Origin of the sequence: Spiroplasma endosymbiont of Danaus chrysippus, assembly GCF_902809815.1 — a bacterium.
Taxonomy (GTDB): Bacteria; Bacillota_I; Bacilli_A; order Mycoplasmatales; family VBWQ01; genus Spiroplasma_E.
In genome coordinates, this window is sequence record NZ_CADDIL010000011.1 from 1 (window position 1) to 15,327 (window position 15,327).

Annotated in this window: 16 protein-coding genes; 11 read left to right on the forward strand and 5 right to left on the reverse strand. The window is 22.3% G+C overall.

From position 1 onward, the window contains the following. Positions 1-190: 190 nt before the first annotated feature. From SPIRDC1_RS09840 to SPIRDC1_RS09885, 11 genes are all read left to right on the forward strand, one after another. Positions 191-913, forward strand: a complete 723-nt coding sequence (locus SPIRDC1_RS09840; protein WP_174481648.1) for a hypothetical protein — start codon at positions 191-193, stop codon at positions 911-913. 212 nt (positions 914-1,125) lie between these two features. Further along, entirely contained in the window at positions 1,126-1,362 is a 237-nt protein-coding gene (locus SPIRDC1_RS10115) for an Mbov_0395 family pilin-like conjugal transfer protein (protein WP_368668571.1), read from the forward strand. 13 nt (positions 1,363-1,375) lie between these two features. Further along, a complete protein-coding gene (locus SPIRDC1_RS09850; RefSeq protein ID WP_174481649.1) occupies positions 1,376-2,854 on the forward strand; it encodes an Mbov_0396 family ICE element transmembrane protein in 1,479 nt (492 codons plus the stop codon). 33 nt (positions 2,855-2,887) lie between these two features. Further along, positions 2,888-3,196, forward strand: a complete 309-nt coding sequence (locus tag SPIRDC1_RS09855) for a hypothetical protein (protein ID WP_174481650.1) — start codon at positions 2,888-2,890, stop codon at positions 3,194-3,196. Positions 3,197-3,198: 2 nt separating this feature from the next. Then, positions 3,199-4,629 carry a putative type IV secretion/conjugal transfer ATPase gene (locus SPIRDC1_RS09860; RefSeq protein WP_174481651.1) on the forward strand — a complete coding sequence of 477 codons (1,431 nt, stop codon included), beginning with the start codon at positions 3,199-3,201 and terminating at the stop codon, positions 4,627-4,629. A 58-nt stretch (positions 4,630-4,687) separates the two neighbouring features. Continuing rightward, positions 4,688-5,683, forward strand: a complete 996-nt coding sequence (locus SPIRDC1_RS09865) for an IS3 family transposase (protein WP_174479968.1) — start codon at positions 4,688-4,690, stop codon at positions 5,681-5,683. A gap of 16 nt (positions 5,684-5,699) precedes the next feature. Continuing rightward, positions 5,700-5,825 carry a hypothetical protein gene (locus SPIRDC1_RS10410; RefSeq protein ID WP_255496441.1) on the forward strand — a complete coding sequence of 42 codons (126 nt, stop codon included), beginning with the start codon at positions 5,700-5,702 and terminating at the stop codon, positions 5,823-5,825. Positions 5,826-6,122: 297 nt separating this feature from the next. Beyond that, entirely contained in the window at positions 6,123-6,698 is a 576-nt protein-coding gene (locus SPIRDC1_RS09870) for a hypothetical protein (protein WP_174481652.1), read from the forward strand. A gap of 546 nt (positions 6,699-7,244) precedes the next feature. Then, the gene (locus tag SPIRDC1_RS09875; RefSeq protein WP_174481653.1) at positions 7,245-8,423 is read left to right on the forward strand and encodes a hypothetical protein; all 1,179 of its coding nucleotides are present in this window, start codon (positions 7,245-7,247) and stop codon (positions 8,421-8,423) included. 159 nt (positions 8,424-8,582) lie between these two features. Beyond that, on the forward strand, positions 8,583-8,921 hold the full coding sequence (locus tag SPIRDC1_RS09880) for a hypothetical protein (RefSeq protein WP_174481654.1): 339 nt from the start codon (positions 8,583-8,585) through the stop codon (positions 8,919-8,921). A gap of 598 nt (positions 8,922-9,519) precedes the next feature. Continuing rightward, complete coding sequence (locus tag SPIRDC1_RS09885; RefSeq protein WP_174479968.1) at positions 9,520-10,515, forward strand: IS3 family transposase; 996 nt, start codon at positions 9,520-9,522, stop codon at positions 10,513-10,515. Positions 10,516-10,570: 55 nt separating this feature from the next. On the opposite strand, the gene SPIRDC1_RS09890 is transcribed toward SPIRDC1_RS09885, so the two are convergent. The 5 genes from SPIRDC1_RS09890 to SPIRDC1_RS09910 all read right to left on the reverse strand — a co-directional run bounded on the left by SPIRDC1_RS09890 (position 10,571) and on the right by SPIRDC1_RS09910 (position 15,131). Continuing rightward, on the reverse strand, positions 10,571-11,323 hold the full coding sequence (locus SPIRDC1_RS09890) for a hypothetical protein (RefSeq protein WP_174480593.1): 753 nt from the start codon (positions 11,321-11,323) through the stop codon (positions 10,571-10,573). A 379-nt stretch (positions 11,324-11,702) separates the two neighbouring features. Beyond that, positions 11,703-13,040, reverse strand: coding sequence for an FAD-binding domain-containing protein (locus SPIRDC1_RS09895; RefSeq protein ID WP_174480592.1), 1,338 nt, complete (start codon positions 13,038-13,040; stop codon positions 11,703-11,705). Between the two features lie 270 nt (positions 13,041-13,310). Beyond that, positions 13,311-13,631: a hypothetical protein gene (locus tag SPIRDC1_RS09900; protein ID WP_174480591.1), complete on the reverse strand. Its 321-nt coding sequence runs from the start codon at positions 13,629-13,631 to the stop codon at positions 13,311-13,313. Between the two features lie 2 nt (positions 13,632-13,633). Further along, positions 13,634-14,404, reverse strand: a complete 771-nt coding sequence (locus SPIRDC1_RS09905) for a ParA family protein (protein ID WP_174480590.1) — start codon at positions 14,402-14,404, stop codon at positions 13,634-13,636. Between the two features lie 136 nt (positions 14,405-14,540). Next, positions 14,541-15,131, reverse strand: coding sequence for a hypothetical protein (locus SPIRDC1_RS09910; protein WP_174480589.1), 591 nt, complete (start codon positions 15,129-15,131; stop codon positions 14,541-14,543). Between the last annotated feature and the right edge of the window lie 196 nt (positions 15,132-15,327).

Sequence of the window (15,327 nt, forward strand, 5' to 3'; positions counted from 1 at the left end):
AACTTGTTAATTACTAATGCTATTTGTTTAATTTTATCCATTATTAAAAATCCTTTCATGTCAAAATTAGTGTTAATTGTATAACACAATTGTTTTTCGAATACATTCAAGTTTTTTTTAAATTAATCGTCTAGTAAAAAGGGCTAAGTAGCAAGTAGCAAGTAGCAACAAAGGAAAATATGTTATTGAATTGCAAGATAATTTAGGAAATCATAACAATATTTATTTACAAATTGCTCCAAAACAAGAAATTGCACATTATTTTGATACAGATAATGGTAAACAATTTGAAAAGTGAGCAAAAGCAAATGGACACGATAACATTCATGGATATTCTGTTCGTCAACTAAATAAATTGTTTGAAGAAAGCAAATCATGAATTAAACAAGCAAATGATAATCAACTAGCTAATGCTCTTGCTGATTGATTTAAAACCAAAGGTAATGTTTCTTCAAAACAAATAATTTCAAAAGAAGAAATTGTTGAACAATTAAAACAACAAATCCCAAAGACTATCACAATTGATAAATTTGATACAAGTAATTATGATTTAAACAAAGTTTCATTTGAAATTAAAGGCATGCAATTTCAACCAAATGAGAAAGTTGAAATTGTTATTAAATATGGTTCAGAAAAATCAAATAGTTTTATATTACAAATTCAAAATAATAACCCACCAAACAATAACAAAAAAGGATTAACTGTATTAGCTATTATTGCTATTGTTATTGGTAGTTTATTAGGATTACTACTTCTTTGTTGATTATTAAAAAAATTTGTTATTACACCATTTATTTTAGAACCAATGCGTAAGAAAAAATCTGAAGCTTTCCAACGTCAAACTGAAAAAGACATTGCCCAAATGAAAGCTGATGAAGCCGAAGAAGAAACAAAAAGGAAAGGAAAAAAATAAAATGAATTGAACAATATTTTTTTGCAATTATTATTCTTTTATTTATTTTTTTCAAACCAATACTATGATTATTAAGAAAAATAATGTTTCTATTAGGGTATATATTTGCTTTTTGTAAAGGAATCAGTAATGCAAAAAATAAAAAAAAATAATAAAGAAAGAAAAGGAGACAATATATATGATGATATTAGCAACAAATAGTAATTTACAAGATAGATGTAGGAAACAAAATTATTACAATTGGAATGCCAATTTTAATTAGTTTAGCGGTAGTAATTGGCATTATTATGGTAGCTTATTATGCCATTGGTGGTAAATTTGCAAAAAACGCTGACCAACGTAAAGAAACTATTGCACGAATTATATCGGTTGGTGTTTGTTTGGGAATTGTAATTTTAGCAAGTTCACTAGTTTTAGGATTAAAAGATGTCATTTTAGGTATTTCTTAAAAAGGGGATATAAATGTTACAAAAGAAAAAAGGGCTAAAAAACCCTTTTACTGTTGGTAAATCAGCAAAAATAAAACCAACATCAATAAATAATATCATAGCCATTGTTAACAACGTCATTAAAAAAATGGCTATGTTTCTTATTATAGCATTCTTGCCCTTAATGTTAATAATGGTTATTATGATTATAATTATTGCAGCCATTATAGCAATTATTTCACCAGATACAATAAACAATTTTATCAATGCGCACAGTGAAGTAGGTTTTGGAATATTTGTTCATTATAATCAATTAACACTTAATGATAGTGGTGGAGATGAACCGGGTTGATTATTAGGGGCAATTATGAAAGCTGTATTTGCAATTTTATATATAATTTTTATTAAACCATTACTTTGAGTTTTAAATAAATTTCAAGACATAATTTATTTTATGTCTGGTGGTAATTTAGCAAACCGTTTACTTTTTGAAAACAATAACCCCAATGGTTTTCCAACCCTATTAATTGTAATGTTATCTATTGCTGGAATAATATTAGTTTTACTATTAGCTGGACGAATGATTGAGGTAATGTTAGCTGATGAAAAACACAGTAAATTAAAGATAACATTACGTAACATGCTTTTATTGTTTATAGCAATTCCAGCAATTCCAGTTATTTTTTATACATTGAATATTATTGTTAATTTACTAACCCAAGCAATCATACAAGCCAGTAACGTAAATATGCAAAATATTGGTTTATTTATTTTTAATTCTTCATTTGATAATGGAATGCACAATTTTGATTATGTACCAGCCAGTTGAACATTTACTGACAATAGTCATTTTAACTATTTACTATGCTTGTTTTCAGAAGGATTTATGATATACATATTTTTATTAATTAGTTTATTTTTATTTTGACGTACTGCTGAACTATTAATTCTTTATGTTTTATCACCAATTGTAGTAGTATCAGCAATTCAAGATGAAGGACGAAGATTTAAAAACTGAAAAGAATTAACTGTCGCTCGTTTTATTAGTTTTAATATGATTTTTTTAGCATATAGTTTATTTTTATGAAGTATTACAGTCTTTGCAGAAATCGGAAATGCAATTCCTGACGCAACTACAAGACCAATTTTTACTTTATTAGGTATTTTTGCTTTTGGTATTGTAGTTGTTAAATCACCACAATTATTATCTTCTATTATGGGTGGCAATACATCATTAAGTGATGGAATTGGTAATATTATGGTTTTAAAAGTAGCAACAAATGCTTTTATGACTGGTGGTGCATTAACTGTAAGTGGTGTAAAAGCAAGTTATAGTCTAAGTAAAAAAGCAGCTCATGGAGCTGGTGTTGCTCATGCAATTCATCAAAGTGCCAAAGACTATGGTTTAAAAAATATTGCTAAATCACAATTTAAAACTGCTGTAACTAGTGATTACGCCAAAGGTCATACCAAAGCAAGCGCAAAAATCAATCACTGATTTAATGACAAATAAAAGTGCTATAAACACTACAAGGAAATTTAAAATATGGAAATTAAATGTAATGATTGAATAACTGTAAATATTTTTATAAATCGTAAACTAAAAAAAGAAACTGATAAAGCAATTTTGTTTTCAATTCCATTTAACAAAGGCTTATCTGTATGAATTAGTAAAAAATGTATTCATGGTTCACGTAATGATATATCTCTTGGTGTTGGTATTAAAAGTACTGATGAATACAACATATGAGCATATGATAATCAAAAAAAGATACATTTTAAAAAAGAAGTTTGAAAAGGATATATTTTAATTAACTTATATCAAAAAGAATGAAGCATTAAAGGAGAAAAATAATTATGGATGATAACAAAGCACGAATTATAACTAAAAGGGCCAGCAAAATTCGTTTTAGTATTTCAAATGCTCTTGGTGGAATTGGAAAAGTGGAAATTGCAATTATATTCATTGATTTTTTTATTACCGCAATATTTTTTTCTTTTTTATTTAAATATCAATTAATTGCTAGTGTTGTTTTTATTATTTTCATATGATTAATAAGTTTATTTTTAATGTTTCCAACCAAAAATGGAACCAAATTATATAGTGTTTTATGAACAGCATTCAAATATATTTTTATTAAAAAACATAATAATGATGTTTTAAAAATTAGTAAAATCACAAAAATTGAAGACAACATTATCAATTTTGTTTTCAAAATTGATAATGTATATCGTATTGAAGCTAGTGATATATCACTAGCTAATCAGCAAGAACGTGACGTTCCTATTTATAAATTAGCTAGTATTTTAAAAACAATAGATATTGATTATGAAATTTGTAAAATTCAAATTCCCTATGAATTTAACGAGCAAATTCAAAATATTGATAGGATTTTAAAAAACGAGAAAATTAAAAATAAAAAAGAACAATTAGAAAATTGAAAAAATTGATTTTTAAATTTACAATATAATAATCAAAAATTAAAAACAACTTATTTTTTAATAATAAATGGGAATAATGTTTCTTCAATCAATCAAAAAGTTCGCTATGTTATTAATAAATTTGATAATAATATTAAATTCATTAAAGCAAACTTCGAAGAAACAAGTTTATTAATTCAACGAAATATTATTCCAACCAATAATATTGTTGATAAACCACAAAAATTAAAACAATTTTCTAACTATGTAACAATTGATAACAAATATTTTTCTTATTTAACCATATCTCAATATCCTTTGTTGGTGCCAGATACTTGACTAGGTTTTCTTGCAAATTTAAATAATGTAAATGTAAATATTAAAGTTCATCATATCTCAGAACAAGAAGCTTTAAAATTACTTGATAGTACCATTAATCGAACTGAAATACAAACTACAAGTAAAACAAGCGAAGAAATTAAATATCAATCATATCTAGAACACTTTACTGAATTAATGACTATGGTTCAAAATGGAGGAGAAACATTAAAAATGGTTTCAATCATTTTTACTTGTTTTTCTGATACAAAAAAAGAATTAGATAATATTAGAACAATTTTAATTGCTGAAATGACAAAAAAAGGTTTTGTTCCAGATGAATTAAAATTTCAGCAATTAAAAACCTATAACTTTATTTGAAGTAATGATATCAAAAATACTAATGAATGGTGACAAGAAATGCCAGTTATTTCATTGGCAAGTAGCTATCCATTTGTGGCAGCACCTTTAAATGATAAGCAAGGTTTATTATTAGGAACGCTACTTGCTACTTGCTACTTAGCCCTTTTTACTAGACGATTAATTTAAAAAAAACTTGAATGTATTCGAAAAACAATTGTGTTATACAATTAACACTAATTTTGACATGAAAGGATTTTTAATAATGGATAAAATTAAACAAATAGCATTAGTAATTAACAAGTTAAATATCAAACAAAAAATTCAAATTATTGATGATAGCAAAAACCAATATTCAATTAGATATCTTTGCCAACATCTTCAACTAAACCGATCAACATATTATTTTGTAAAAAACAAACAAAACCCTATTAAAAAAGAAAAAAATCAAATTAGTAATTGTACACATAAATATCAAGAATTATGCCAACTTTTACTTGAATTTCATTTTACAAGAAAAGGACAAATTTATGGCTATTTACGAATTTTTTCAGCATTTAAAGAATGATTAAAACAATACAAACATATTATTTTAAATCTAGAATTATCAACAAAACAAATGCGAAAAATTATGAAAGATCACAATCTTCAAGGATTAAAACAAACTAAAAATAACTATCCTAAAAACAAAAAAAATCCAAATAAGTGAATACCTACAATGGATAAAGTAAACAAAGATTATAAAAGTACAACCTCTTCAAATCAAATTTGATCAATGGACACTAAACAAATAAATACTAAAGAAGGTTGATTATATCTTTTTGTAATTATTGATTTTTATTCAAATAATATTGTAAGCTATAATACATGTTCAAACAAATCCTATCAAGATTTAATTCTTCCTGCACTTGAAAAAATAAATCAACAATTCTCTTGAAACCAAGTAAAAAACGTTATTTTACACTCAGATAACGCCAACGAATTTTATTGTCAAGACATCACAAATTGAGCTGCTGATAAGCAAATAATTTTAAGCAAAAAACAACCTTATGATATTGGTGGCAATGTAATATCTGAAAACTGATTTTCTCATTTATCTCAAGAATGACTACCTAAAGGTTCAAATCAATATTTTTCTCTCAATGAAGCTATAAATGATGTAAACCAATATATTATGTTTTATAATTACGAAAGAATACATTCTAAATTTCTAAAACCACCAATTTCACAAATAAAAATTTAAAACTGTCTATCCAAAAGTGGTCCAGTATTTAGGGCTAACCACCTTCACCCAAACAACCTTAAAACCCTTAAAATTGGAGAATGCTATTTTAAAACCACTCTTCCAAGCGGAGAAACGTTTATTAAAAAAGTTAAAATCATAAATAATGAATAATTACCTAAATAATAAACATACATTATTTATGATATAATGATAACAATAAAAAAAGATTTAGTAGTTTCCCTCTACTAAACCTATGTACCTAAATAAATGTTAGACCACATTTATAAAGGGTTAATAATTATGTAAACACAATAAAAGGTGTTTGTATAATTATATCACATCAGAAATTTGTGTGAATAGGTTTAGTAAAATAATTACTTCTTATTCACTTTTTTATTTATATTTAAAAAATTATAAAAATTATTATTATTTATTTTATAGACAGGAGCATATAATTATGCAAGTACAACAAAATAATAACCAAGTAAAAACATTTAATCAATTAAATACTGCAAAAGATATTTCTAATTTTTTTATACCTAAAAATAATATAAATAAAAAATTTACTGATGATAGTTATCAAATTAGGATTTTTGAAAAATACATTTCAATACCTAAAAAATTTTGTTTTTTAGACAAAAATAAAAAAAACTACTTAATCGGAATTAAACCAAATTATATTTACAACTGCTATGACGCACAAAAAAATTGAAAAGAAAAAATCAGTGGCAACGATTTAATTAAAAAATATAACCTAAAAGGTTTACATTTTTTAACTGTTGAAAATCAACGATTTAAAAACATGCAACAATCAAATCCATTTTTAATGCAATTTAAAAACGCACAAGAAAGCATGGAATGACACAGAAAACAAGTAACAAAAGAAAAAGAACAATTCAAAAACTACTTATTATCTTTACAAAAAAATAAAGATAGCAAAGTATCTGAAAACAATTTAAAAAATAGTAATAACATATCAAATTCAAATCAATCTACTAATTATCAACAACGACAGCTCGACATAAAAAAATAACTGAAGAATTGGATGAACCAATTTTCAGTTAAAAATACCAACTACAATATTTAAAGACACACCGCATAGGAAAGCAAAAGTGTCTCCAACTAAATAATAACATAGTTTTAAATAAAAACATTTTTCATGATGTTTTTATTTTTATTTTTATTTTTCAATTTTCCTAACAATACAATTCACAATATATTTAACAATACAATTCACAATATATTTAACAATACAATTCAAAAAAAAAAAAAAATAAAAATTTATTTTTTTTGTTAAAAATATTATATAATGTAATTAAGTTTTTGATAAGTTTTAATACTTATCAAAAAATGCGAATTAATATATTATTAACAAGCATTTTGGCACGCCAATCACTCGAAACCCCGTGCTGTCAAAATCGTTGGGAGTTTGGGGTTTCGGCTTAATGCTTGTTAATAATATATTCTTTATTTTTCTTTTCTTTATAGCGGTAAAGATAAACAAAAATAAAGAACCAAACAAAAAGAAAAGAAACCGTTATAACTAATTTAAAGGAAACAAAATTAAGGAGAAATTGTTATGAAGAAAAAAATTAGATTTTTTTTAAATTATATTTTAGTTAGTGCAACAATAATCAATGTTTCTGCTTGTAAATGAGGATGTACTAACAATGACTATGATTGATCTGATGAAACTGAACAAGATATTTCTGGTGATTACATTGTTCCTGACATAAATAAAAGAACCAGAAAAATAATAAGTGATCGTTTAAATTTTTTTGGAATAGATACTAGTAATGTGAAAAATTGATATTTAACAAGTTCAGAAAACTGATTTAATAAAAGTAATAAAAAATGAAAATTTATTAATAATTTAGAAGAAAAAATTAAATATAAAGCAAATGAAAAGTCAATTAATGATTTTGATGATTTGGAAAACAATAAAGATAGTTTTAATGATTTTAATGATTTACAAACACAAATAAATGATACTTATCTTAATACAACTAAAAAAGTAAATATAAATTTTGAAGATTTATTTCAAAAAATAAATATTTTAACAAAATATAAAAATGAAATTAAAAATGAAATTCTTAAATTTTATAATATCTTTTCAAAATTATATGGAAAAAATAATGTATTAAAATTAGTTTACAAAATTGATTATGACCAATTATTAGATAAAAATTACATAGCAGCACAAACCAAAGATTTAAAATTTTGAAAATTTGAACCTAATTATGGTTATTATTTAAATTGCACTCAAATGATAAGTCTTAGTAATGTAGTTTTTTCTAATGAAACTGCAATTAAAAATTACATTTTTGGTTTTTGATCAAGTAAAAATATTGTTCATTCATTAGTTCATGAATATGGTCATGCTTTAAGTAATTTTTTATCATTAGATTTAAAAGGAAGACAAAATATTAATTATTTTGTTGATAATCAAGATACTTTCCAATTAGATACTTATTTTTGTAAATCATTACAAATTCCACTAAATAAATCTAGTCAGCAATTAAACAGTCCAGAAAAATATATGATTTCATCATTAGCAAATGGTACCAAAATAAATGCCCCAATTTATCAAAAATTATTATCTTATGCTATTGTAAGAAGTAATTATGGAAGAACATCAATTAATGAACTATTTGCAGAGGGATTTGCACAATGAATTGAAACACCTGAAAATCAACGTAATATTGCATGAGAGAAATTAGATAAATTTTTCAGAATTGATTTACCAAAAATTTTATAATCTTAAAAATTGATGATGAAGTGGAAATTGTTGGAAATACATAAAAAAAGTCTCATAACTAAGACATTATGAATAGTTTTATATTAAAAATCAAAACATCGCTAAAAACAGCAAATATGAGCCAAATAAAGGCATATACCAAAAAAGGAGACAATTATTATGAAAAAAATTGAAAAAATGGCTTCATTTTTAAAACAAGCATTAGAAAAAGAAAAAATCAGTGAAGAAGATTTTTTAATTACAGATATTAAAAATCAAATAAACGAGAAAATAAATTTAAAAATTAAAAGCAATAAAATTATAGATGAGAAAATATTGCGGTCTTTTTGAGGTAAATATTCTATTAACAAAATTGATAATTATTATCTTTGAAATGAATTTAGAGATATTTTATTAAGTAATATAAAAATTGGTTTAAATAATAAAAATAATTATCAATTTTATTTATCAATGGAGTTATCAGTTTTTTTTTACAAGATTAATAAATATGCAAAATAAATTTGAGTTTAATCAAATATATAATTTTTTAGATTATGAATATATTCATTTTCAAAATATATTTAATTCACTAATTAATTGTTTAAATAAAATAAATTTAATACCTATTATAATAAATCAAACAAAAAAAATAAAGAACAAGCAATAAAAATTAATCAAAAACATTTTTGACGTGAATTTGATTTAGATGATATTAAATTTTTAAATGAAGTTAAAAAATATAATTTTAGAAATACATTTTTCAAAAACTTTTTTTATTTAAAAATAGATAAAGTTAATTTTTATGAAAATTTTTTATTAGAAAATAGAAATCAAAATACACATTATCCAATTACTAATGTTGAAATAAAAGATAATCATGAATTTTACCAAATTATAGAAATTATAAAAAATAATTCAAATGAAAATATCTTAATTAAACATAAAGGATTATGTAAAGATAATAAGCGTGGTATTGTTTTAGCAACTTTATATTTATTTTTAGTTTATGAAGAAATGATAAAAAGCTACTTAGCCCTTTTTACTAGACCATTAATTTAAAAAAAACTTGAATGTATTCGAAAAACAATTGTGTTATACAATTAACACTAATTTTGACATGAAAGGATTTTTAATAATGGATAAAATTAAACAAATAGCATTAGTAATTAACAAGTTAAATATCAAACAAAAAATTCAAATTATTGATGATAGCAAAAACCAATATTCAATTAGATATCTTTGCCAACATCTTCAACTAAACCGATCAACATATTATTTTGTAAAAAACAAACAAAACCCTATTAAAAAAGAAAAAAATCAAATTAGTAATTGTACACATAAATATCAAGAATTATGCCAACTTTTACTTGAATTTCATTTTACAAGAAAAGGACAAATTTATGGCTATTTACGAATTTTTTCAGCATTTAAAGAATGATTAAAACAATACAAACATATTATTTTAAATCTAGAATTATCAACAAAACAAATGCGAAAAATTATGAAAGATCACAATCTTCAAGGATTAAAACAAACTAAAAATAACTATCCTAAAAACAAAAAAAATCCAAATAAGTGAATACCTACAATGGATAAAGTAAACAAAGATTATAAAAGTACAACCTCTTCAAATCAAATTTGATCAATGGACACTAAACAAATAAATACTAAAGAAGGTTGATTATATCTTTTTGTAATTATTGATTTTTATTCAAATAATATTGTAAGCTATAATACATGTTCAAACAAATCCTATCAAGATTTAATCCTTCCTGCACTTGAAAAAATAAATCAACAATTCTCTTGAAACCAAGTAAAAAACGTTATTTTACACTCAGATAACGCCAACGAATTTTATTGTCAAGACATCACAAATTGAGCTGCTGATAAGCAAATAATTTTAAGCAAAAAACAACCTTATGATATTGGTGGCAATGTAATATCTGAAAACTGATTTTCTCATTTATCTCAAGAATGACTACCTAAAGGTTCAAATCAATATTTTTCTCTCAATGAAGCTATAAATGATGTAAACCAATATATTATGTTTTATAATTACGAAAGAATACATTCTAAATTTCTAAAACCACCAATTTCACAAATAAAAATTTAAAACTGTCTATCCAAAAGTGGTCCAGTATTTAGGGCTAACCACCCCAATAGCCTTATTATTTTACCATTCTTGGTATTTTATATTTACCAGCTGAAATTTGTTCTTGAAATGAATTTATATTTTTAATCATATCTATTGGATTTGAAACATTTTGTATTTGATTTTTTTGAATTTCAGTAAAATAAAATACACAACTATTTAACGATTTTGTTACTAAATCAAATTCTTGTTTTACAATTTTTAATGTTGTTACATTATTTTTAATGATATTTTGATTATTATTTTTTTTATTTTTTAAATTTAATAAAATATTTTCAAATTCTATTTTTTTATTCTTGTATTTTTCAATTTTTTTTATTAAATTTTTATTTTTATTATAAAAACCAAATGTAAAAATTATAAGTAAATTATTTTTTCATTTACTAATTTTTTTTGAATTTAAAAATGTAATATATCGATTATTTTTTGATATTATTTCATTTATTTCTTTTATATTTTTATTTATATATCATCTGTTTCTAAAAATTAAATTTTTATTTTCACATTCAATTTTTTCAATGGGGTTTTTATAAAAATTTTCTATTTTATTATATATAACATTAAGTGATCTAAGATTTTCTTTAATTTCAACAGCATTATTTTTTAAATTGAATAAGATTTTAGTAATATTTTCTTTTATTTCTTTTTGTTTTTTAAATTTTTTTTCTAATGTTTTTAATTCTTCATTAATTTTTTTCTTTAATTCATTTATATTAATAAAATTATTAATATAATCATTAAAAATAATTTCTTTTTTTTCAATTGGCATAACTTCATCTTCTTTCAATAATATTTCAATAATAAAAACTCATTTGCTTTTTAACAAGAAAACAATGAGTTAAAAACTTATATTAAATTTTTATAAATTGATTATACAAAATATTTTAAAAAAAAGTTCACAAATAAAAATTTGGAACTAAAGTTTTAGCGGTTATTTGGAATTTTTGAATTTATGTTTATTTAAATTTTATATTCATTTTTTTTTAAAATTATTTTTTCTATAAAAAATAAGAACAATTTAATTATAACACTTTTATTTTATATTTTAACACTTATTTATGTTAAATATTTTTATTAAAATTATAAAAGAAAAAACAAAATTGCTAAATAAACTGCACAATTGTGCAGTTTTGAAGTAATTATTATATTTACATTTTTTGTGATTTATTATTTTTAATATTATAAATTTGAATATTACTTTTTAAATTTTGGTATCTTTTTTTAGCTTCTTGAACTGATTTTTTAAAATCAACAATTTCTTCTATATTTTTTGTTCTTGATAAAAAATGATTAATATAAACAAAATTAGGATCATATTTAATTTGTTGTAAATAAGGATTAAAAATCCTAATATATTGTTGAGCATCAAATCCTGTTCCTGCTACTCATTGTCATGAACATTGATTAACAATTGGATCATAATCAATTAATTTTTGAGCAAAATATTTTTCTCCTCATCCTCAATCAATATTTAAATTTTTTACTAAATAAGAACCACAAATCATACGTACACGGTTATGCATAGTACCATAATTATTTAATTCATTCATCCCAGCATCAATTAAAGGAATACCAGTTTCTCCTTTGCATCATTTTTTAAAATTTTGTATATTATTATCTCAAATAATATCATTCATGTTATTAATTCAATTTGTTCCAAATTTTCATTTTTTTTCTATCATAGCATTATAAGTTGCTTGATAGAAAAAATCTCTTCATATCAATTGTCTAGAAAAACTATTATCAAAATAACCAAATCTTTGAATTGCTCAAAAATGAACTTCACGAATAGAAACTATTCCATATTTAATGGCTGTACTAATATGAGAAGTACTGTTTTTAATTAAATCAATTTTATCACGTTGATTTTGATAATCTTTTGATAAACGAGTAACAATAATTTCTACTTTTTCTCTTGTTAATGGTAAATTAAAATCATTATCTTTTAAGTTTTTAATATCTTCACAATTTGGTAGTTTCATAGCTCGAAATTTTGGAGTTTTTGATATTGTAATATTAAATTTATTTTTTTTAATTGCATTTCAATAAGGAGTAAAAATTTGATAAAAACTACCATCATCTTTTTTTATTTCATGCGGATCAAAAAGCATATAATCATGAAATTCACGATAAATAAAACCAATTTCTTTTGCTAAATTTTTTAATTGTTGACTTCTTTCTAGAGCATAAGGGCTAAAATCTTTATTAGTGTAAATTTTATTAATAATTATTCCTTGATTAACTAAATTTCTGATTGCGTTTAATTCGTTTTCTGCTTTTAAAACATTAATATGAATTATTTTATTTAATTGTTTTAAACAAAAAATCATTGCTTGAAATGACTTTAAATTAAAAAATTTATTATTTTTAATTTGTTCATTTGTTAGGATAAAAATTAAATAAATTTCTTTTTCTTCTTTTGATAAAGCAATTAAACCTTTGTTATCATGTATACGAAAGTCTCGATGTAAAATAAAAATATTCATTTTTTTATTATAACCTTTTTTTATTAATAAAAGTTTATTTTTAAAGAATATTTATTATTTGAGTTTTGAAAATTGCTAGTTTTCATTTATAAATTTTTATTTAATCTCACTCTTTGGGAAATTTTCACTCGATATTGACAATTAAAATAAAATTAAAATAAAAAATCGTTACTGATGCCACCTTGGAAGCCACACCAGTAACTAGATAATTGTACAATAAATATATTAGTTAGTGAACTATAAATAATATTTTTATTTTGACATTACAATTTATTTTTTGTTGTTAATATTTTTTTGATATTCTTCATTAATACATTTTCTAACAAAACTTGATAGTTTAGCACCTGTCATTTGTGTTATAAATTTCATCTTTAATATATCATTTTCGTATAAAGTAATGTTAACATTTTTAACTTTCTGATTTTCAGAATTTTCAATAATAACATCATAATGATTTATATGAGATTTACTTTCTTGTATAAAAGGATTATTAATATTTAATGTTTGATTTAATTTATTTTCTTTTATCTTATTAAAATTTATTTCGGTGCGGTCTACATTTAATGTTTTTTCAAATAAATTTTTACCCATTATTAAATCACTCCTTTTTTTATTAATTCTTCATTGATTTTTTGAATTGGATTACCTAATTTTTCTAATCTTTTTAAATTTATTATAGTTTTTTTAGAAATAACAGCTTTTTCAATAATTGTATATTCTTTAATATGATTTTTTAATACTTGTTTTGGGAAAGCATTATTTACTATTTCAATAAAATCTCTTGAAGTAACTTGATTTCCAATTTTATTTAATAAAATAGTATTCATATTAAAAGGTAATTCTAATGATTCACATATTGATTTTCATGCATTTCCCAAAGTCATTATTCCTTTTAAAGAGAATTTTGACCTATCAGAAATAATGATTATGTCATTAGCAATAGCCATTAAATTTTGATTAATTAAACTTAAACTTGGATTTGTGTCAATCAAAATATAATCGTAATTATTTTGTAAGTAGCTATAATGAGATTTTAATTGATTAAATAGTATTTTTTCTCTTGCTGGTTTATAAACTAATATTTGATTAAAATCATCTAATAAAATATTTGAAGTAATAATATCTAAGTTTTTTATGCTTGTATTTTTTATTAATTCATTTATATTTTTAATTCCACTAAATAAATCTCCTAGTAAATTTTCTTGGTCAACGTCAAAAAAACAGTCACCTAAGGAAGCTTGGGGGTCTCCATCTATTAATAAAACTCTTTTATTTAATTTTTGAACCAAATATGTTGATTCTAAATATGCAAATGTAGTTTTACCAACTCCACCTTTTCTTGCCACAATAGTAATAATTTTCATAAGATTGTTATTCCCTTCTATGGTATAAATATATAAAAATATATTAACATATTTTAAAATTAATTAATGTATTATTATATATTTTAATATTTTTATATATACATTTATATATTTTTAAATATATAAATGTATATAATTAAATTTTTTTTAAAATTTCATAACTGTGTTGTTTAGGATATGCTTCAATGGTGTTGATTTGATTTTCGATTCAATTGGCAAGTGTTTGTGAATTGGTAATTCAGTGAATTTTACCACCATCAACAAGTCATTGTCGACTATTAATTAATTTTGTTTTAAAGCGTTCTGGTGATTTTCTAGTTAATTCAAGTTCTACATAAATTTCATTATTATTATTTTTAGTAATAATTAAATCAGGGTAAGCATTAAGATTTCCATTTTCTATTTTTAGTTCACGTTCAGTTTTATAAGAAAGTATGTCAGTTTGTTGACAAAGTCATTTAATAAGTAAATTTTGGTGAACTAGTTCATAATAATTGACTTGAATGCTTTTTTTGTGTTCTCTTCCTAAATGGCTTTGTGCTTTACTTGTTAAAGTAAAATAATTTTTCTTTGGTAATGTATCTACATTAAGCATTTTTAATTTTATTAATTGTTCTTTTTGTAGTTGAATAGTTTTGATATTTTTATTTAATAACAAAGCAATTTGTTCTAAATTTAAATATCCCCAACGATTTATAATAAATAGTATTTTTTCTAATTCACCCATTGTTTTATACTCCTTTTAGATTTATGACTAAAATATAATTCAAAATCTTCAATATTTATTTGGTGGTTAGTTAGCCCTAAATACTGGACCACTTTTGGATAGACAGTTTTAAATTTTTATTTGTGAAATTGGTGGTTTTAGAAATTTAGAATGTATTCTTTCGTAATTATAAAACATAATATATTGGTTTACATCA